Below are 20959 nucleotides of genomic sequence, written 5' to 3'. Positions count from 1 at the left end.
AGTACCGCATAAATCCGCTAAGTTTACGTTATCTTAAAAGCGTAATGAAACGAAGAATTCACATAGCGGTAGTCCTTTTTTTTGCTACGGCAATGGCCTTTTCACAAGTATCCGAAAATGCGAACAAAAGCCTGCAAATCAAGGGTTCGGTGAAAGTTAAGGAGACACTGGAGCCACTCTCCGGTGTGGCCGTGTCGACCAATAGGGGGGAGTATACCGTAACCAATTTTTTGGGCGAATTTGAAATCGATGCTAATGTAGGTGATGAACTGATTGTCGAAAGCCCTGAATTGGAAACAGTACGCTATCTGATAAAAAGTGATGAGGATATTTCGGTATTGGTAGAGGGATACTCAGGCAACTCAAGAAGCTCAAGCAGCGATTCTACTCGAAGGGATGTCTCGTTGCACAAAACCTATCTTGATTCCGCTATTTTCTATAAACGAATAGATTTGGAAAAAAGCATTGACTTTATTACCCAGTCCATCGCGCAGTTAGGCACAAGGGGCAATAAGACAGAGCTTGCACGTTCGCTGACCACCTTGGGTGAGGTCTATCAATACCACAAACAATACGATTTGGCGATTACAAGTTACCAAGATGCCTTGGCGGCGAAAAAAACCATTCGCACAGCACTTTTACTGGGAAGGACCTACGTATTGAATGGCGACTACACGTCGGCGGAGGCCGAGTTTCGGCCCTTGTTGAAAATAAAGACTATGGTTCCTTTTCAAAAGGTAGCATTGTACGAGGGCTTGGGCGACGCCTACAAGGGCCAAAAAGATATCGATGAGGCAGTTGCATTCTATGAAGAGGGTCTTAAGGTTGCCAAAAAGAACCAAATCGCTCCGAAAATGGCCGATCTCAATTCGAAGATAGCGGATGCCTACGCTTTGGATAACCGGGGTATTGAAGCGGAAGGATTCTATAAGAACTCATTGGAATTGGCCTCGCAACAGGCACCCCAACGATCTATACAAGAGAAGGAAAAGGTAGCGGACTACTATAACGAAAAGAGCCGCTACCCTGAAGAAATACAGATGCGTAAAAGGAGTTTGAGCGAACTTGAAAAATTGCCCAAACCAAAAACGGCCCGCAAAGAAAAGGGTATTGAGGCAGACTCGATAACGACCCAGCGGATCAACTACAAAATTGCGAATGCCTACATCGCCCAAGACAAATACGATGAGGCGATTCCCTACTTGCAGCGTAGTATCGTGGCGGCCGATGTAGATGATGATCTTGTCGTACAAAAAGACGCTACCTACAAATTGTCGGAGGTGTATGAAAGCCGTGGCGATTTTACGAAAGCCTTGGCGACCTACCAAGAGTACGTGGCACTAGTAGATACGTTGTACGTACGCAAGGAGCAGGAGATTTCCAGGGCCGCACGTTTTAACCGGGAGATATCCACAAAACAAAGCCGAATAAAAGGTTTGGAACAGGAACGGGAACTCTCCCAGAGTAAATACGATCTCGCCGTAACCGAACAAAGGTTGTTCCAAGAAAACAATAGAATGCAACGCTATGTAATCTATTCGTTGATCATCGGTCTGATTCTTATGGGCTTGGCCACTTTCTTTTTTTACCGTAGCAACCAACAACAGAAGTTGGCGAACAACCTATTGGCATTGAAATCGCTGCGCTCACAAATGAATCCGCATTTTATTTTCAATGCCTTGAACTCGGTAAACAATTACATCGCCAAAAGTGATGAACGAAGTGCGAATCGCTACCTGAGCGAGTTTTCGACCCTCATGCGTTCGGTATTGGAAAATTCGGAAGAAGATTTTATTCCCTTGGCCCAAGAGCTTGAATTGTTGGAATTATACGTAAAGCTCGAGCATTCCCGTTTCCCTGAAAAGTTCGACTACAAGATACATGTTGAGGAAGATGTAGCTGTTGCATCCTTTCAAATTCCGCCTATGTTGCTTCAACCATATATTGAAAATGCGATTTGGCATGGGTTGCGCTATAAAGAAGAAAAGGGCTATCTACGGATCGAAGTAAAGCAAACAGATAAGGAAACGCTTGAAATCGTCATCAAGGATAACGGCATCGGCAGAAAGAAATCCGCTGAGCTCAAGACCATGAACCAAAAGAAACGCAAGTCGAAGGGCATGGGTAATATAAAGAAGCGTATCGCAATTTTAAACGATATGTATAAGGATAAGGTGGCCGTTCGTATTTCCAATCTGGAAACCGATGGATCGGGTACCCGTGTAAAGCTTACTTTAAAGAAAGACTGATGAAATTAAACGCTATTATCGTTGAAGACGAATCGAACAGTCGGGAAATACTTCGAAACTATCTCGCCAAGTATTGTTCGGATGTAAACCTAGTAGGAGAAGCGCCGTCGATTCAGGAAGGATTAAAACTCATCGACCAACATACCCTCGACCTGGTTTTTTTGGATGTGGAGATGCCCTTCGGAAATGCCTTTGATTTATTAGATCAGGTTCCGGACAGGACCTTTGAAACGGTTTTTGTTACGGCCTACGATCATTATGCGAAAGATGCTTTGAACAATCACGCGGCCTATTACCTGATGAAACCGATCAATATCGATGAATTGGTGAAAGCCGTAGCATATGTTTCGGATATCCGCAGAAAAGAGAGTGCTTTAGAGGATAAAGTACTTCAGCCGCGGTTGAAGTCCGTTGAAGGGAAAATTACCTTGCCGCAGCAAGATGGTTTTCAGGTATTGAATGTAAAGGACATCCTTTACTGCAAGGCCGATGATAATTATACCGAAATTTATCTGGAAAACAAGAAGATCTTGGTCAGTAAAACCTTAAAATATTTTGAGGAAGCGCTTTCGGAATTTCCATTTGCACGCATACATAAATCGTATTTGGTAAATGTGAACGAGGTAATCAAATACAGGAAGGGCAAAGGAGGGAGCGTGGTCGTTTCGAACGGAAAAGAGCTGTTGGTCTCCGCTTCCAAAAAGAAAGAGCTACTGGCTTATTTTTAAAATTATCATGGCAACTCGATTTGTGCCTTCCAAAAAAGATGCTTTTATCCACAAACCACAAACCACAAACCACAAACCACAAACCACAAACCACAAACCACAAACCACAAACCACAAACCACAAACCGCAAACCACAAACCACAAACCCGAAACTATGATAACAAAAACCATCAACGGAAAAAGTCCCGAAATAGGGGAAGATTGTTTTATAGCCGAAAACGCGGTGATCGTAGGGGAGGTAAGTATGGGGAGTCAATGCAGTATTTGGTACAATGCCGTGCTTCGTGGCGATGTGCACTTTATCAAATTGGGCAATAAGGTGAATGTACAGGATGGTGCCGTCGTACACTGCACCTATCAAAAGTCGCCCACCACTATCGGCAATAATGTTTCCATAGGACATAATGCCATCGTTCATGGCTGCACCATACACGATAACGTGCTGATCGGAATGGGAAGTATTGTGATGGACGATTGCGTGGTGGAAAGTAATAGCATTATTGCGGCAGGTGCCGTTTTAACCAAAGGTACCCATGTGCCACCAGGAACTGTTTTCGCAGGAATGCCCGCTAAGAAGATAAAAGATATCAGTCCGGAACTTAGCAAGGGGGAAATCGATAGGATTGCGGAGAACTACATTAAATATTCCAGTTGGTTTAAAGAGTGAATCTTACTTTGTTATGAGTTATGAGTTATGAGTTGAGGTCATGGTAATTCAATTCTGCGAAATTCATATACCCTAATCCTTCCTCCACCAGTCAAGCTCACCCCTTAAGCAGCGCACCTTCTGTTTGATTTCACATTTTTTGTTTGAATCTGATATTGTATTTGACATTTGTATTTGAATTTAAACCTGAGTTCGTATTTGATCGTTCAGCCTCGGTTTGCGTCTGATTTTAATATGTTTATTTTTGTCCCATAAAACAAGAAAGAATGAATGCATATATTTTTCCCGGCCAGGGGGCTCAGTTCGTGGGAATGGGACTCGATCTCTATGAGAAATTCCCTTTGGCGCAAGAGCTTTTCGAAAATGCCAATGATATCTTGGGTTTCCACATTACCGATACGATGTTCGAGGGTACTCCCGAAGATTTAAAGGAAACCAAAGTTACTCAGCCGGCGATTTTTTTGCATTCCGTGATCATTAGCAAGGTAATGGGCGAGCGCTTTCAGCCGGATATGGTTGCGGGGCATTCGTTGGGTGAATTTTCTGCCTTGGTGGCCAATGGCACATTGAATTTCGAAGACGGACTGCAATTGGTTTCAAAACGGGCACTTGCCATGCAAAAGGCCTGCGAGATGCAGTCGAGCACTATGGCTGCCGTTCTTGGTTTGGATGATGAGGTCGTTGCCGAAATTTGCTCCAAAATTGATGGAATCGTTGTGCCGGCAAATTATAATTGCCCCGGACAATTGGTTATTTCCGGTGAGGTGGAGGCGATCAATCTTGCTTGTGAAAAAATGAAGGAAGCAGGCGCTCGACGGGCTTTGGTGCTTCCAGTAGGCGGGGCGTTTCATTCTCCCTTAATGGAACCTGCTAGGGAGGAACTGGCAACTGCTATCGAAAATACCAACTTTGGCACTCCAAAATGTCCCATCTACCAAAACGTACCCACTATTGCGGTGACGGATGCCACGGAAATAAAAAACAACCTGATTTCTCAATTGACCGCTCCCGTAAAGTGGACGCAAAGTGTTCGAAATATGGTCAAGGATGGTGCCAATAATTTCATTGAAGTAGGGCCTGGAAAGGTTTTACAGGGCCTTGTAAGAAAAATACACCAAGAGGCACAAACGGCCAGTGCGGAAATCGATTGAGTAGGCATTTTATCGACAAAAACCCATATTTAAGGCATTTTCACAAGGTTGTGGGTATTTTTTTTAGTAATATTGAGGCCCATTTTATGTGACCTGCCGGCTATGAAACACATTGAATTTATTTGATTCAATTGAACAGCTATGAATTTGAAAAAAAACGCATGTTTGCTTCCCAGTGGGAATCGGCGGTTATATAATTATTTTCTTCTTCTCTTTTTTCTCTTCTCGTTCGCTGCGGTTCAAGGACAGACGATGTCGATTTCGGTCCCGGATAACGAAGGTACGGAAGGAACGGCCAATGATGACATTACTTTTAGGGTCAGAAAAAGTGCAGGCGGCCTTTTTGCAAGTTATTCGGTAACTTACACGATTACCACAGGCGCTGGCAATGCGGTCAATGGTACCGATTATACTACGCTGAGTGGAGTTGTTACAGTTCCTGGAGGAGGAGTAACCAACGTAGATATTACCGTAGAGATAATCGACGACGATTTAGTTGAAATCGATGAGGAAATCACCATTACCCTAGACCCGCCAAGTCCCGGTTCGGGTTATTTCGTGAGTGGTACTGCAAACAGTGCAACCGCGACGATTGATGACGACGATATCGGGACCTTTTCTTTGGAGGTAACGGAACCCAATGCCGCCGAAGAAGACGAGGTTAGAGGTCGATTCATTATTAGGCTTGATAAAGTGAATGCGACCGGTCAAACCATATCCGTTCCCTACACCTTAAGCGCTCCACCAACAAACGGTGCAAGTCCCTCGGACTATACAACAACGGGTCAGACTGTATTTACGTTCCCAAACGAAGCCCAGATGGCCAGGGCGCTTAATATCATTCCAGATGATGATTCCGAACCTGAGTCAGACGAAATAGTAGTGTTGACCTTAGGTACGCCAGAGCCTACACCCATCAGCAATCGTTTCGTTATTGCTACGGACGCCAATTCCGGGGAGGTGGTCATAGCCGATAATGATTGTCCCGCCGGGGATGAAGAACCGGATTTGAACAATAATGAGACGGACCTTTGCGATGTAGTCGGGGTAGACCTGAACACCTATTTTGACGACACGGCTCCTGCGGGAACCGCCCTGCGATGGAGTACGGTAGAAGACCCCGCGGTCGCTGCCCAGTTGCTGACTCCAGCTGCGGCATCGAACGCCCCGGCCGATACGTATTACGCTGTTTTCTGGTCTGCCGCGCAAACCTGTGCGAGCCCGTCCGAAGGCCCGCTCACGATTACCATCAATCAATCTCCGGATGCAGGAACGGCCGATACAGGATTGTTCAGTTGTAATGAAGCGGCAAATGGCGCCACCGAATTTGATCTGGATACAGCACTTAGTGGTGCGGATGCGGGTGGCGAATGGACTAAGGAATCCGGACCCGGAGGGAACATCAATGTGCCAAATAGTGGCATGGTCGACTTTAATAATAGGCCATCGGGTAGTTATGTTTTCCGTTACACCTTGGAGGGAGATGGAGCCTGCGATGACGATTTTGAAGATGTTACCATTTCCGTTTCGGACTGTGACCCCTGTATTGCTGGAAATGTCGCTCCGGAGCTGGACACGACAGAAATGAGAATTTTTTGTGATGATTTCACAGTTAATCTCAACGATTATACGAACAGTGTTCCCCCGATGGGAACGGCTTTAAGGTGGAGTCTTACCGCGCCCACAGATGACAGTGTTCCAAATCCGATTGCCAATCCGCCTATTGTTAATCAAAGGGGTACTTACTATGGTTATTTTTATGATTCAACGAACGATTGTGCAAGTCCCGCATTGCAGTTAGTTATTACCCAGAATACCGCGCCGGAAATTATTAATGCAGAAGGAGGCACACGCTGCGGCGAAGGTCCTGTGACCTTCTCAGCATCATCCAATAGTAATGCAACTTTTAATTGGTATACCGCTGCGACCGGTGGTGCAGTTTTATTTGAGGGAGCAAACGTATCACGACAATTGAATCAAACAACAACCTACTATCTTGAAGCTACCGAGAATGGCTGTTCAACACCAAGAGTACCGGTTACGGGAACTGTTCTTGTCCAACCCTCCACAGGTACCGCGGCGACTGGAGGTTCTTCCTGTAATAATCCCGCATTTGGTACAACGACATTGGATTTGGATACTTTATTGACCGATGAGGATGCCGGTGTTTGGGTTTATGAATCCGGTCCGGAAAACGTGCCTTTTGATAATCAAAATATTGTCGATTTTAACGGAAGACCGAATGGCAACTATGTCTACACCTTTACCACCTCAGGTGCGCAAGCGCCCTGTACCAACGAATCGGTTTCGCTGAGTATATCGGTAAGTAGCTGCGATACCGATGATGATGGTGATGGCCTGTTAGGTGGTCTGGAGGCGATTTTGGGTACCGACCCCAATGATGTCGATTCCGACGATGATTTAATTAACGATGACGTTGAGGTAGGTCCTGAAACGGATAACCCCTTAGATCAGGACGATGATGGTATCATCGACGCTTTGGATTCCAATCTTGCCGATTCCGATGATGATGGCGTAGTAGACCAATTAGACCCTGCTAATAATAATGCTTGCATTCCCGATATTAACAACGGCAATTGTGATGAACCAATAGATCTAGAGGTTATCAAAACAATTGATAATCCAAATGCAGAGATAGAGACAGATGTCGTATTTACGATTACAGTCAATAATTTGGGTCCCAGAACAGCGGAAGAGGTGCGTATAGGTGATCTTTTGGAAAGTGGGTTTGAATACGTATCCCAGAGCGCCTCCGCTGGGGCATATGATTTGGATACAGGCTACTGGGATTTTACCGATTTGGAGGTAGGTGAGGCTGCAAGCCTTTTGATTACCGCAACAGTAGTAATTGATGAAAATGAGATGTACAGCAATACCGCTCAGTTGCTGGAGTCCAGTCCTGACGATAGCAATCCAGAAAACGACAGTAGCACGGTCGCTTTGGGTGTTGAACAACCTGAAGGCATAAATCTTGTCGTAGAGAAAACCGCAAGATTGGGTCCGGATACGCAAAGACTCCAGCAATTGACCGGATTGGTAAACGATATCGAGAATACCCTTACGGTGGAATATTTTATAAAGGTCACCAACAAATCGGAACAAGGTAGTATTGGGAATATCAGGGTACGGGATGCATTTGAAGTGGACAGCCTTTCGAGCCTCACCTTTGAAATCAGGGACACGATTCCTGCACCGGATGGAACTGATTTTAATAGTACTACGGGACTATGGACTATCAACAGAAGTCTTGAGGTAGATGAGGAAATAGAGTTGTCTTACCTAGTGGTTTTTGAAGGTACGGGGACGGTCACCAACACGGCCCAAATTATCGCTCCGCAAGAAACAGATCCGGAAGCTGCGGACAGCACTTCATCCGTCACTCTGGAGATAACGACGCGAAACGAATTGGAAATCGGCATATTGTACAATCAATTTTCTCCGAATTCCGATGGTATCAACGATGTGTTAAAGGTGAACAACCTTCGTAAGAATGAATTAGGCCTTGATGAAGCGGTTGATATCAACTACAGTATAGATGTATACAATAGATATGGTAATGTAGTGTATGAAGCCTCGGGACTTACAGAACCAGAAGCATGGGACGGCACCTGGAAGGGAGAACAAGTACCCGATGGCACCTATTTCTACGGTCTCAATGTGACCGTACTTAATGAGGGCGAACCAAGCGAGACAATAACGAGTAAAGGTTGGATACAGCTGATCAGATGAAGAAACCAATGCAATACCCCGCACGTATAATTTACCGTCATCGATCGCTGTTGTTGTTTGCGATAGCCATTGTGTTGACAAGTATAGGTTACGGGCAGAAAGAACCACAGTACACCCAGTATATGTACAATATAGGTAGTTTTAATCCTGCTTATGTTGGTACCACCGAGACCCCGGAAATCACGGCCATGTACCGAACGCAATGGATTGGCTTGGATGGGGCACCAACTACCCTTCGCTTGGGAACCAATATCCCTTTGTCCAATGAAAAGATGGGCCTAGGGTTCAACGTTATCAACGACCAATTAGGGCCGATGAGCCAGACTTTTATCGATGTGGCCTACAGTTATCAATTGAATGTGAGCGAGAGTACGAAACTGTCTTTCGGTGTTGATGCAGGCGGATCGTTGTTGAACGTAGATTTCTCTAAGGGTACGTTCGAAAATCCCGGAGAACCGATATTAGGTGAAGAACAAATCAACAATTTTTATCTGACGATCGGTGCGGGACTTTTTCTGTACGACGAGAATTGGTATTTTGGGGCTTCTGTCCCGAATTTCTTGACCGACGCCACCTACAATCAGGAGGTGGCCACGGTAATCGAGGACAAGATGCAGTTCAATTTTATCGGAGGCTACGTTTTTGAACTCTCGCCGAATACGAAGTTCAAGCCAGCTTTCCTTATCAATTATATCAATGGAGCTCCTTTGAACACCAATGTTTCGGCAAACTTTTTGTTCAATGAAAAATTCGTGTTCGGGGCTTCGTACCGTTTCGGAAATGCCGTAAGTGCCCTGGCGGGTTTTCAGATATCGGATCCCATTTATTTTGGGGTGTCGTATGATTACAGCACCAATGGTTTAGGTGAGTATAACAGTGGTACCCCCGAGGTAGTGCTGCGCTTTCAAATCGGTAGGACCGGTAGCAGCAGTAGAAGCGGAAAGAGCAATAATTTAAAGAAAGATCCAAAACAGATTGATACACCCAGATTTTTCTAAATCAGCTAGAATTATGCAGCTAAGAAGTTTCATATTATTTTTTCTCATTGCATGCTTTGCTGTAACCGCACAGGACTTAAAGGATGATGGGGATAAGTATTTCTATGGATATGCCTATGCCGATGCCATCAAGGCTTATGAGAAGCAGATGCAGCAAGGTGAAATAATTTCAAACCATCAGCTATTGAATCTTGCCGATTCCTATTTTAAAACCGGCGATTATCAAAGCGCTGCGAAAATCTATCTTGACATTAACAAGAGGGATAGCATCATGTCGGATAATCGTTTTAATAAAATGCTCCAGAGTTTGGCAAAAACATCTGAACCGCAGCGGGTTCGAGCGTTTTTAAAATCCAAGAGCGACAGAATGACCAATGAGCTGATGGAAAACGCCACCTTCAACTTCGAGATTTTAGAGGGGAATACCAATACAGGGCCTGATTTTAATATTGTCAACCTGAATACGAACAGTCCGCAAACCGATATCTCCCCGGCATTCTATAAAGACAAGTTGTTATTTAGTACGAGTCGAAAAAGTAATTCCAAACAGATTTACGGGCCTTCTGGAGAATCATATCTCGATATTTTTGAAGCGAATATAGGGCAGGGGGGCGTGCTTACGAACCAGTCCTCATTTAAGCGCATGCCGAAGGTCGATTATCACAAGGCCACGCCTTTCTATTCGGAAGGGCTTAATAGCATATTTTACGTAAGCTCCAACGTTGACAAGGATGGTGATCTTGCTTTTGATTCCAAACGCAAAAATTCCTTGGCCATTGGTCTTATCGATGCCAGTGGCTCTTTTAGGTATGTGTTGAAGGATTTAAGTACTTCTTTCTACTATCCGTTTTATGACGATGGATCTGGTAAATTGTATTTTGCGGCGAATTTTGACGATGGATACGGGGGAACGGATATCTACTACGTCTTTACCAATGAAGCACAAGTGATGTCCGAGCCAGTAAATCTCGGTCCTCGAATAAATACCCCCGGAAATGAGATAGCTCCATTTATACAAGATAACAGCCTGTACTTTTCGTCGGATATTTTTTATGGTCTGGGCGGGATGGATATTTATAAAAGTAACATTCAACCGGATAATAGTTTCAGTATTCCCGTGAACCTCGGACCGGGCATCAATTCCCAGGCGGATGATTTTGGTATGATCATCAGGCCGGACGACCAAGGAGAAGGTTTTAAGGGCTATTTTGCTTCAAATAGGGCAGGTGGAGTCGGCAATGACGATATTTACGGATTTAAGGTTGCTGGGAAGCCTGGTCTAAAAACGTTGGTGTTCCAGGGTGCCGTGGTTTCTTCTAAGACGAACCTTGGTGTAGCCGATGTTTCGGTGAAACTCCTAGATGCGGAACGAAACCCGATAAAAGAAGTGATTACCGGACCAGATGGGGCGTATCGCTTGGAAATTCCTTGGAGAGAACAAGTAGCGCTCGAAGCGACCAAACCAAAACATTCGATGTACTTTAAGACCTTTGAGCAGTCGTCGCCCGATAATTCTTTAGAGACGAGCAACATGAATATCGAGATGTCATTCCTAAATGATATTGTTGAGGAAAAGGAGAACAAGACCGTTCTAAAACTTGATAATTTCTTTTTTGGGAACGGAAAAAGCAGTATGAATCCGGAAGTTGCGAAAGAATTGATTAAGGTCATCGGTATAATTGAACAATTTCCTGAAATCAGATTAAGAATAGAAACGCACACAAGTAGTAAAGGCAGGGACAGCAGTAACAAGCGATTATCACAAGCACGGGCCGATGCGATTCGTTCCTATCTTTTAAAGAACGGTGTACCCAAAAGCAATATCGAGACCGCCATCGGGTATGGCGAGACGCAAATCGTGAATAATTGTAAAAACGGGGTCTACTGCCTTGATTTTTTACATGATCAAAACAGACGTAGTCTTTTCGTTGTGCTCAATTTTGATGAGCTAAACGAGTAATTTAGCGCACCCTCCTTAACTAACACGTCTAACTTTAAAGGTTTTTTTCTGATGTGGAATCTCAAGACGATGTATTGCGCAATTTTCATGTAAGTTCAGCACATCTACCACTTTCAAATAGCACAAAGTCGATAATTTTAAGGGAAGAGTACCATCCCGAAATAGAGTAGGGAGAAGCAGGTCAGAAACACAATACCCAAATAGGTAAGTATCTGAAGCCATCGTTTAGGCTTGTTTTGCATTGGTAGGTCGTCGCTCATCACATTCTTCAGGTTCATATAACCGATAATCGGGGCCACCACAAAAGAAACAAAGGTAGCCAGTGCGACCAACTGCCCCATATTCGCACTGAACGCCGCGATTACCACGTAATTTACTATGGCCAGAATAATAATCGCAACCGCGAAGTTGGCACGATTACGCAATTGTTTCGGCTTTGGGTACAACAATCCGATGATATCCAGGCTTACCCTTGCCACGGCATCATGGGCGGTCATACAAGTGCTGAACATCGTCGCAAAGGCGGCCACGGCGATGAAAACATACGCCCAGGACCCGATATGAGTTGTGAATAGGCTAACGACTTGATCGGCAAAAATGACACCATTCCCGCTGAGTTCTGTGCCAGTGCCATAAAGGGTCATACAGCCGATAGTTAAAAAGAAAATCGCCAGTAGTCCCGTAAGAACATATCCCGTATTGAATTCCTGTAATGCCTGTCTAAAAGTGGGCTTCGCGCCAGAATCTTTCCATTTTTCAATACTCCAAAGGCTGACCCAACTGGATGCCTCTACAGTGGTGGGCATCCATCCCATTAATCCTATCAAAAAAAGAATACCTGCTTCATTGAATAAGGGTGTGGGTTTAAAATCAGGAGCGGCCTCCACCTGGCCACTATATATGACCAAAATCGTAGTGACCAGCAATGCGATAAACAATATAGAGACGACCAGTTTTAAGGAATTTTCCAAAAAACGATACCGACCAATGATCAATACCGCACTAATAAATACAAAAAGACACAATGCGACCATGCTCAACGAAATCGAGCCTACCTTAAAAAGATTAATGAACAGTCCCGCCGTAACAGTATACAGCGCAGCCAAAATGGTAAAGGTGGTCACCAGGGTTATTGCGGCATAGAACCATAAGTAGCCCTTACCGCGGTTCAGATACCCTTCTATCAGCGTTTTATCGGTCAGGTGCGTGTAGCGAATCCCGAATTCGAAGAACGGATATTTAAAAATATTGGCCAAAACAATAGGAATGATCATAAGCCAACCATATTGGGCGCCTGCTTTTGTAGAAAGGACTAAATGGGAAGTGCCGATGGCCATACTTGCAAATAGTAGCCCAGGCCCTAGGTTTTTGATAAAGGTTCTGGTTTTTGACATTGGGGTTTAGATGGATGTTCCTAAAAATAGGAAAATCCTTTTACTTGATTTCCACTTTGTCGCCATAGAATTTTGGCTGGGTGTTGAAGAGAAGGTCTAAAAACACTTTCACGCGGGCGAAATACTCCCTGAACTGAACCTTCGCCCCATTTCGGGCGGAAACATCCCTTGCGTTAAAACCAACGGCCATTAATCCCTTCTTTTCGGCCAGATAAATGGCCCGTTCATTATGGAATTTCTGGGAGATGACCGTAACGCGCTGCAACCCGAAGACTTCTTTCGCCCGTACCATCGAATCCAGAGTTCTAAAGCCGGCATAATCCAAGAATATTTTTTCGGCGGGTATCCCTTCCTTTATGAGATCTTTTTTGATGGTTTTAGGTTCGTTGTAGTAGTGTGTGCTATTATCACCACTTACGAGGATGAATTCTATCTTACCCGCTCGATAAAGTTTTACTGCGGCATTGATTCTATAGGTATAGTAGGGGTTGGCACCACCCTTAGCCAATTTGCTCGAGGTACCGAGAACAATCCCGACTCTATTTTTAGGTAACTCGCTGAGTTCGGAATAGGTTTTTCCCTCGGTTGCACTATCGATCCTATAATTACAGGCCCATACGATCAAGAATAAAGAGAGTAATAGCCCTCCCAGTATTTTGTAGTGCTTTTTTTTCATCGGAGCAGGTCAGCGCATCGAAGATAGGTTATAGAAGCGCAAATTTTGCGTTTACCATGTACTACATGCCATGCAGTGTCTTTTTAAAACGCATAGAAAGCTATTTAGGTATAGCCAAGTGTCAAATATCCATTTCAGGAATATCCCCGGCGACGATCAAAGTTCCTTCGGTAGCTGCTTTTATCTCTTCAACACTTACCCCTGGCGCTCTTTCCAAAAGTCGAAAGCCTTCATGGGTCACCTCCAGTACGGCAAGGTTGGTCACTATTTTTTTCACACAGCCCACACCCGTCAATGGTAGCGAGCATCGCTTTAAGAGCTTGGAAGCCCCTGCGCGGTTGGTATGCATCATGGCTACGATAATATTGTCGGCACTTGCGACCAAATCCATAGCACCGCCCATTCCTTTGACCATTTTACCAGGGATTTTCCAGTTGGCGATATCGCCATTTTCGGAAACTTCCATGGCACCAAGAATAGTGAGTTGTACGTGCTGCCCACGTATCATCGAGAAACTAAGGGCTGAATCGAAAAAAGACGCCCCCGGTAAGGTTGTGATCGTTTGTTTGCCTGCATTGATGATGTCGGCATCCTCTTCGCCTTCAAAAGGGAAAGGCCCCATCCCCAATACGCCGTTCTCGCTTTGAAATTCCACACTGATATCGTCCCGAACGTAGTTGGCCACCAAGGTGGGGATACCTATGCCCAAGTTTACATAATAGCCATCTTTCACTTCTTTGGCAATGCGTTTCGCGATACCTGTTTTATCTAGTGCCATATTATGCTCTTTTTCTTACGGTTCGTTGTTCAATTCGCTTTTCGTATTTCGCACCCTGAAAAATACGCTGCACAAATATCCCTGGGATATGAATTTGATTGGGGTCCAAAGCACCGGCGGGTACCAACTCTTCAACTTCCGCTACTGTGATAGTAGCCGCTCCACACATATTCGGATTGAAATTGCGTGCCGTACCCTTGAATATCAAATTACCTGCGGTATCGCCCTTCCAAGCTTTTACAAAAGCGAAATCGGCTTTAAAAGCATGTTCCAGCACATACATTTTACCGCTGAATTCCCTGGTTTCTTTTCCTTCCGCCACTTCGGTTCCGTAACCTGCCGGGGTATAAATTGCCGGAAATCCTGCTTGGGCGGCACGGCATCTCTCGGCCAATGTTCCTTGCGGAATCAGCTCCACATTCAGTTCACCACTGAGCATCTGGCGCTCAAATTCATCGTTCTCGCCCACATAGGAGGAAACCATTTTCTTGATTTGCTTTTTTTGCAACAGCAGCCCCAGGCCAAAGTCATCGACTCCCGCGTTATTTGATATACAGGTAAGCCCCGAAACTTCTAAGCGTACCAACTCGGCAATTGCATTTTCGGGTATACCGGACAACCCGAAGCCACCTAACATAAGTGTCATATCGTTCGACACTCCCATTGCGGCTTCCTTCACGTTTGCTACTACTTTCTGTATCATATCACTAAATTAATCTAAACAGCAGAGAATGCCCAAGGCATGCTCCAAATCATTTTTTTCGATAGCCATCAGCGCATGTTGGTGCAGTCTGTTTCTTTTTTCCAACTCGTTATCCATTTTTAGAATGGTCGCAATTTCCCGCGAGTTTATGAGTTTTTCTATGCGCTCATCTCCCGGCAATTTTTCTAAATTCCCCAACCGTCCTAGATGATTTCCGTTTAAGATAGTACTTTTTAAAACATGTTTTGGCAGTTGGTCGACTCCGATACCTTTGTTGAAAGTAGGCTTGGGTATCTCGAACAGGGCATCACCGTTTGCACGGCAATACCAGCTGGATCCCATACGGGCAACCAAATCTAATTTTTCGGTATCCAATTTTCCTGCTTCGCTCAAGTATTTTGTCTGTATATGAATTCGCTCGACCTTGCAGATCACCAAATTACCTGCTCCCCCTTGGTCGCCCAGTGCTACAACCTTGTCGACACTGCACTCAAAGGAGATAGGTGCCTCGCCTACTCGGGGTGGTCGTACTATTTCAGATGGAACCTGGGTAAAACCGGCCTTGACGAATTCGTTTACCTCCTTATCATATTCGGTACTTGAGAGTGACATCTGTTCAACGATATCGTAGTTGACGATATTGATGACTACTTCGGGGTTTGCTTTTGCATTTTCATAGGTGTGTTTGGTGGTATTGTCCCTTCCGCGTCTTGCCGGGGAAAAAATCAAGATCGGCGGATTCGCACTGAAAACATTGAAAAAGCTAAACGGACTCAGATTCACCTGCCCTTCCGAATCAATGGTACTTGCCAAGGCAATGGGCCTGGGAGCCACCGCCGACAGCAATAACTGATGCAGTTCGGGAACAGGGAGTGTTTTAGGGTCTATAGATTTAATTTGCAGCATACTTTTTATTTAGCAGGTAGAATTTTTGCTTTCACTTCCCCAAAACCTACACGAACGCCATCCTTTTCGCAAAAACCCCTCATAATTACGGTATCATTATCTTCAATGAACTTGCGTTCGCTACCATCGTTCAATTGTACCGGTTTGGATCCTGCCCAGGCCAGTTCCAACATAGAGCCGTATGAATCTTCCGATTTTCCACTAATGGTCCCGGAGGCCATCATATCCCCAACGTTGATGTTACAGCCGTTCATGGTATGATGGGTGAGTTGCTGCACCATATTCCAATACATATACTTGAAATTTGATTTACAAACAACGGTCTTCTCCGCACCTTCCGGTTGAAGGGCGACTTCTAGATTGATGTCGTAATTTTTCTGACCGGTATATTCCAAATAGGGCAGTACTTTGGGATCTTGGGTCGGGCCTGCTACTCGAAAAGGCTCCAAAGCTTCCATGGTAACTACCCATGGAGAGATATGTGAGGCAAAACTCTTGGCTAAAAACGGGCCTAGAGGCACGTACTCCCACTTTTGAACGTCGCGGGCCGACCAGTCGTTCAATAGTACTTTTCCAAAGATATAGTCTTCGGCTTTTGTGGTATTCAATGTTTCGCCCAAGGTGGTCTGCCTTCCGATGATAAAGCCCATTTCCAACTCGAAATCCACACGTTTTGAGGGGCCGTAAACGGGCTGCTCCGCATCGGGTGGCATCGTTTGTCCCATTGGCCTGTGCACGTCGTGACCACTGACCACAATAGAAGAAGCCCTGCCATGGTAACCGACGGGAAGGTGTTTCCAGTTGGGCAATAAGGCCTTGTCGGGATCGCGGAACATGGTACCCACATTGGTCGCGTGTTCAATGCTGGAATAAAAATCGGTATAATCACGGATGAAAACAGGAAGATGCAACGTGGCATTATCCTTCGAAATCAAAACGGACTCCTCTTTTCGTAACACCGAATCCTCCTTAGTCAATTCTTGCTGAACCGTACGTCGAATAGCACTGGTAGTCGCCTTGCCCAGTTCGATAAAAGGATTTAAAAATTCGCTCGTAAAAACACCCTTATCGACGGATATCGCATCAAAAACACCGACTTTGGCCGCGGCGGCAAGGTCAAGAATGTGGTTGCCGATGGCAATACCGATACGTTTGGTCGCATTCGAATCCGAGAAAATCCCGAAGGGAATATTGTGTATCGAAAAATCGGAGTTTTTGGGAATGGGTACCCAACATGCTGCGTTTGTCATTTTCTTTTAGTGTTGCGTGATTAAATTTTTTGCAATTATTCTAATGTATAAAAAAAAGTGCACCAAGATCATGATTTATCCGCGCTAGCTTACCATATTCATGAGATTAATTCACCAATGTCAGCAATTAAGCTGGGCAGTTTTGTTCAATTAAAATAAATCTTACTTCTGATATCTAATAGCGCGGCGGTCTAATGTACTTCTCAGCGATGATTCTCGTCCAACCACGATTTGTGATAGGACTCGTCGCCAATTTTTATTGCATCTTCGGTCAATTGTAGCGGTTTAAAAGTGTCGACCATAACTGCCAATTCCTTGGTTTCCTTTTTTCCGATACTCCGTTCCGTAGCTCCGGGATGGGGGCCATGTGGAATACCGGCTGGATGCAAGGAGATATGACCCGCCTCCACATCGTTTCGGCTCATAAAATCCCCATCCACATAATACAGTACCTCATCACTATCAATATTGCTGTGATTGTAGGGTGCAGGAATGCCGTTCGGATGGTAGTCGTACAATCGGGGTACAAAACTACATATCACGAAGGCACTTGTTTCAAAAGTCTGGTGTACCGGTGGTGGCTGATGAATGCGTCCGGTTATCGGTTCAAAATCGTGAATTGAAAAAGCGTACGGGTAGTTGAAGCCGTCGTAGCCGACCACATCAAAAGGATGCGTAGCATAGACCACATCGAAAATATCGTTCTGTTTTTTGATTTTTATTAAAAACTCCCCTTTCTCATCGTGGGTTTCCAACTCCTGCGGTCGTCTGATATCGCGTTCGCAATAGGGCGAATGCTCCAACAATTGTCCGAACCAGTTGCGATATCGTTTCGGAGTATAAACGGGGTGATACGATTCTACGATAAACAATCGGTTGTCTTCGGTATCAAAGTCGATTTTATAGATCATCCCCCTCGGGATGACCAAATAATCGCCGTAGCCGAAATCAAGGTTCCCCATGTGGGTGCGCAGTTTTCCCGTGCCCCTATGGATAAAGATGACCTCGTCGGCATCGGTATTCTTATAGAAATAGTCGGTTTGCGAAGTCTTGGGAGCTGCTAAAATGATGTTACAGTCACTATTGGTCAAAATTATCTTTCGACTATCCAAGTAGTCGGTTTCCGGTGTGATTTGAAACCCTCTCAGCTTGTAGGATTGAATACTATTCTGCCGCGCTATTTTTGGCGCGACACTGTATTGTTTTTGAATTTCCTTGACCTGGGTAGGACGGTGTTCGTGGTATAAATTGGATGACATGCCATCGAAACCTATGGTGCCGAACAATTGTTCCGAATACAGTTCACCATTCGGCTTTCTAAACTGTGTGTGCCGCTTTGGTGGAATTTTACCGAGTTTATGATAGAAGGGCATAGTTTTGTTTTTTCAAATATAAACAATTGTTCATTTAAAATCAACGATTATTTATTATGCCGATATTTTTGTTAAATTGCAATGAGCAACCAAGAAAATAACTCGATCGCGCTTATGAAGACGACGACCAAACGTGAAGAATTTTTACAGGCCTCCTTGCAGCTAATTCACGAAAAAGGCTTTAAGGCTACGACCATGCGCGACATTGCGGAGCGAATGAACTTTGATGTATCTAACAGCTATAATTACATTAAATCGAAGCAGGATATTTTGGAGCTGTTTCTATTTCGAACCTCGAACGAATTTCATCATGCAATGGATAACATTTTGGCATCGACCTATCCTGCCGACGAAAAACTCAAACAGGTCATATCGGCACATATTCAAGTGGCAGCGCAAAAACCGCTTGAAGTAGCCCTTATGATTAATGAGTGGCGGAACCTTAAAGAACCCAAGTATAGCGAATACATTAACTTGCGGAGTCTGTACGAGCAAAAAATGACCAAATTGTTGCGTTCCGGAATCGAGGATGGAAATTTTAAGGAAATGGACGAGAAGGTCGCGACAGCCGTGATATTATCCTCCATTCGTTGGCTGTACGATGCCTTTTCCAATTCGGAAAGTGCTATTAACCCTGTCGAATTGGAGCGGCAAATCGTCCTCTTGGTTTTTGGCGGAATCGCGCGATAGTCTTCCCGAGCTTCGGATGCACATAATCGTATTCACACTTTTTTAAGAATTATTTAACCACAGTTGCAGGTGCAACTATATAGATATGACTTAATTTCGACGCGTGAAACCAAACGAGCTCGTTATCGATTTTGAAAAGTCTATCGGACCATGGCTCGGTCGCACAGTTAAAATGGTCGATTACCATCTACACGAAGCCATTAAAGAAGCGGGTTTGGATCTTACCAAGGAGCAAATGGTAGTGCTTAAAAAATTGCACGATGAAGACGGACTCAACCAAAATGAGCTTGCCTATCTGACCTATCGAGACAAGTCGTCCCTTGCTAGATTGCTTTCGAAGATGGAAAAAAAGAAATTTATAGTGCGAAAGCCTTCCGCATCCGATAAGCGGGTCAACCAAGTATTCGTAACTTCCTATGGCAAAGAAATTTTCGAAAGCGCTAAACCTTTTGTCGGTAAATTAATCAAACGCATGGAACATGCGATTTCGGAGACCGAGAAACAACAAATTATTTCCATTCTTAAAAAAGTACAGACCAATCTGAGTTAAATGAATACACGAAAAATAGTTTTATCCATTTTAGGGGTGCTTCTGATTATACTGGGAGTTTACTTCGCGGGCGTGATCATCAACAACAAAAAAAGTTTTGCGCCGAAGGCTGAAAAAGTGGTGAAAACCGTCTTTGCCGAAGTGGTAAAAAACGGTACGGTGCCTATTCAAATTCCGGCCAACGGTAACCTTACCGCCAAACAAAGGGTAGAGTTGTATTCCGAAGTGCAAGGGGTGTTTCGAAAAGGTGCAAAATTATTCAAAGAAGGGCAGCGTTTCAACACCGGTGAAACCATCATCAGGATAGATGCTTCCGAATATATGGCAAGTGTACAATCGGCCAAAAGTAATCTTTACAACCAGCTGACCAGTATCATGCCGGACCTTCGCTTGGATTATCCGGAGCTTTTTCCAAAATGGCAAGCCTACCTCACCGGATTCGATATGGCAAAGACCACCCCGTCTTTTCCGGAAATGACTACGGAAAGGGAAAAGTTTTTTATATCCGGACGCGGCATCTTGACCAGTTACTACAATGTAAAAAACCTGGAGCAACGTTTGGGCAAATACCGTATTTCCGCACCTTTTAACGGGGTACTTACCGAGGCCTTGGTGACCGAGGGCACTTTGGTACGTTCAGGACAAAAATTAGGGGAATTCATCAATACCGATGTCTATGAGTTGGAAGTCGCCATAAGCAAGACCTTCAGCGACCTATTGAAGGTTGGTGAGCCCGTAGAACTGACCAACCTCGAAAAGACAAAGACCTACACAGGCAAGGTCGCTCGTATAAATGGTAGCGTAGACCAAGCCTCGCAGACCATTAAAGCCTTCATTGATGTGGCCGACGAAAACCTAAGGGAAGGCATGTACCTCGAGGCCAACCTTGATGCCAAGGACGAAAATGACGCCATCGAAATAGATAGGAGCTTACTTTTGGAGAACGATAAGATTTTTGTCGTTCGCGATACCGTCTTGGATTTGATCGATGTAAAACCTGTTTATTTTACAAATAAGAAAGTAGTGCTCAAGGATGTTCCCGACGGTACGGTAATCATGTCGAAACCCTTGATCGGTGCCTATACCGGAATGACGGTTAAGATATTTGAGGACAAAACTGCAAATACCAAGTAAG

General features: G+C 44.6%; 17 protein-coding genes. 10 read left to right on the top strand and 7 right to left on the bottom strand.

The genetic code is table 11. From position 1 onward, the window contains the following. Positions 1-44 precede the first annotated feature (44 nt). The 7 genes from FGM00_RS14030 (at position 45) to FGM00_RS14000 (ending at position 11504) form a co-directional block, all read left to right on the top strand. Positions 45-2249: a tetratricopeptide repeat protein gene (locus tag FGM00_RS14030; RefSeq protein ID WP_138853512.1), complete on the top strand. Its 2205-nt coding sequence runs from the start codon at positions 45-47 to the stop codon at positions 2247-2249. Next, positions 2249-2977 carry a LytR/AlgR family response regulator transcription factor gene (locus tag FGM00_RS14025; protein ID WP_138853511.1) on the top strand — a complete coding sequence of 243 codons (729 nt, stop codon included), beginning with the start codon at positions 2249-2251 and terminating at the stop codon, positions 2975-2977. The genes FGM00_RS14030 and FGM00_RS14025 overlap by 1 nt, the downstream gene beginning before the upstream one ends. Positions 2978-3132: 155 nt before the next feature. Then, positions 3133-3645: a gamma carbonic anhydrase family protein gene (locus FGM00_RS14020; protein WP_138854717.1), complete on the top strand. Its 513-nt coding sequence runs from the start codon at positions 3133-3135 to the stop codon at positions 3643-3645. Between the two features lie 266 nt (positions 3646-3911). Beyond that, positions 3912-4796 carry an ACP S-malonyltransferase gene (gene fabD, locus FGM00_RS14015; protein WP_138853510.1) on the top strand — a complete coding sequence of 295 codons (885 nt, stop codon included), beginning with the start codon at positions 3912-3914 and terminating at the stop codon, positions 4794-4796. A gap of 141 nt (positions 4797-4937) precedes the next feature. Further along, the gene (locus FGM00_RS14010; RefSeq protein WP_138853509.1) at positions 4938-8546 is read left to right on the top strand and encodes a T9SS type B sorting domain-containing protein; all 3609 of its coding nucleotides are present in this window, start codon (positions 4938-4940) and stop codon (positions 8544-8546) included. Continuing rightward, positions 8543-9544 carry a PorP/SprF family type IX secretion system membrane protein gene (locus FGM00_RS14005; protein WP_236262789.1) on the top strand — a complete coding sequence of 334 codons (1002 nt, stop codon included), beginning with the start codon at positions 8543-8545 and terminating at the stop codon, positions 9542-9544. The genes FGM00_RS14010 and FGM00_RS14005 overlap by 4 nt, the downstream gene beginning before the upstream one ends. A 13-nt stretch (positions 9545-9557) precedes the next feature. Then, a complete protein-coding gene (locus FGM00_RS14000; protein WP_138853508.1) occupies positions 9558-11504 on the top strand; it encodes an OmpA family protein in 1947 nt (648 codons plus the stop codon). 137 nt (positions 11505-11641) lie between these two features. Here the strand turns inward: FGM00_RS14000 and FGM00_RS13995 are convergent, their stop codons facing one another. From FGM00_RS13995 to FGM00_RS13965, 7 genes are all read right to left on the bottom strand, one after another. Further along, entirely contained in the window at positions 11642-12898 is a 1257-nt protein-coding gene (locus tag FGM00_RS13995) for an NRAMP family divalent metal transporter (RefSeq protein ID WP_138853507.1), read from the bottom strand. 40 nt (positions 12899-12938) lie between these two features. After that, positions 12939-13574 (bottom strand): SanA/YdcF family protein, encoded by a 636-nt coding sequence (locus FGM00_RS13990; RefSeq protein ID WP_138853506.1) that lies wholly within the window; start codon positions 13572-13574, stop codon positions 12939-12941. A gap of 121 nt (positions 13575-13695) precedes the next feature. After that, positions 13696-14352, bottom strand: a complete 657-nt coding sequence (locus FGM00_RS13985) for a 3-oxoacid CoA-transferase subunit B (protein ID WP_138853505.1) — start codon at positions 14350-14352, stop codon at positions 13696-13698. 1 nt (position 14353) lies between these two features. Continuing rightward, entirely contained in the window at positions 14354-15055 is a 702-nt protein-coding gene (locus tag FGM00_RS13980; protein WP_138853504.1) for a CoA transferase subunit A, read from the bottom strand. Positions 15056-15064: 9 nt separating this feature from the next. Further along, entirely contained in the window at positions 15065-15961 is an 897-nt protein-coding gene (locus FGM00_RS13975; protein WP_138853503.1) for a flavin reductase family protein, read from the bottom strand. A 5-nt stretch (positions 15962-15966) separates the two neighbouring features. Continuing rightward, on the bottom strand, positions 15967-17211 hold the full coding sequence (gene fahA / locus FGM00_RS13970; RefSeq protein ID WP_138853502.1) for a fumarylacetoacetase: 1245 nt from the start codon (positions 17209-17211) through the stop codon (positions 15967-15969). Positions 17212-17414: 203 nt separating this feature from the next. After that, entirely contained in the window at positions 17415-18584 is a 1170-nt protein-coding gene (locus FGM00_RS13965) for a homogentisate 1,2-dioxygenase (protein WP_138853501.1), read from the bottom strand. An 81-nt stretch (positions 18585-18665) separates the two neighbouring features. Here FGM00_RS13965 and FGM00_RS13960 point away from each other — a divergent pair, with 81 nt between their 5' ends. The 3 genes from FGM00_RS13960 to FGM00_RS13950 all read left to right on the top strand — a co-directional run bounded on the left by FGM00_RS13960 (position 18666) and on the right by FGM00_RS13950 (position 20958). Next, positions 18666-19274 (top strand): TetR/AcrR family transcriptional regulator, encoded by a 609-nt coding sequence (locus FGM00_RS13960; protein WP_138853500.1) that lies wholly within the window; start codon positions 18666-18668, stop codon positions 19272-19274. 103 nt (positions 19275-19377) lie between these two features. Then, complete coding sequence (locus FGM00_RS13955) at positions 19378-19824, top strand: MarR family winged helix-turn-helix transcriptional regulator (RefSeq protein WP_236262788.1); 447 nt, start codon at positions 19378-19380, stop codon at positions 19822-19824. Next, positions 19825-20958 carry an efflux RND transporter periplasmic adaptor subunit gene (locus FGM00_RS13950; protein ID WP_138853499.1) on the top strand — a complete coding sequence of 378 codons (1134 nt, stop codon included), beginning with the start codon at positions 19825-19827 and terminating at the stop codon, positions 20956-20958. The last annotated feature ends 1 nt before the right edge of the window (position 20959 follow it).

The organism is Aggregatimonas sangjinii (genome assembly GCF_005943945.1).
Classification (GTDB): domain Bacteria; phylum Bacteroidota; class Bacteroidia; order Flavobacteriales; family Flavobacteriaceae; genus Pelagihabitans; species Pelagihabitans sangjinii.
This window is presented reverse-complemented; position numbering and strand designations above follow the sequence as displayed.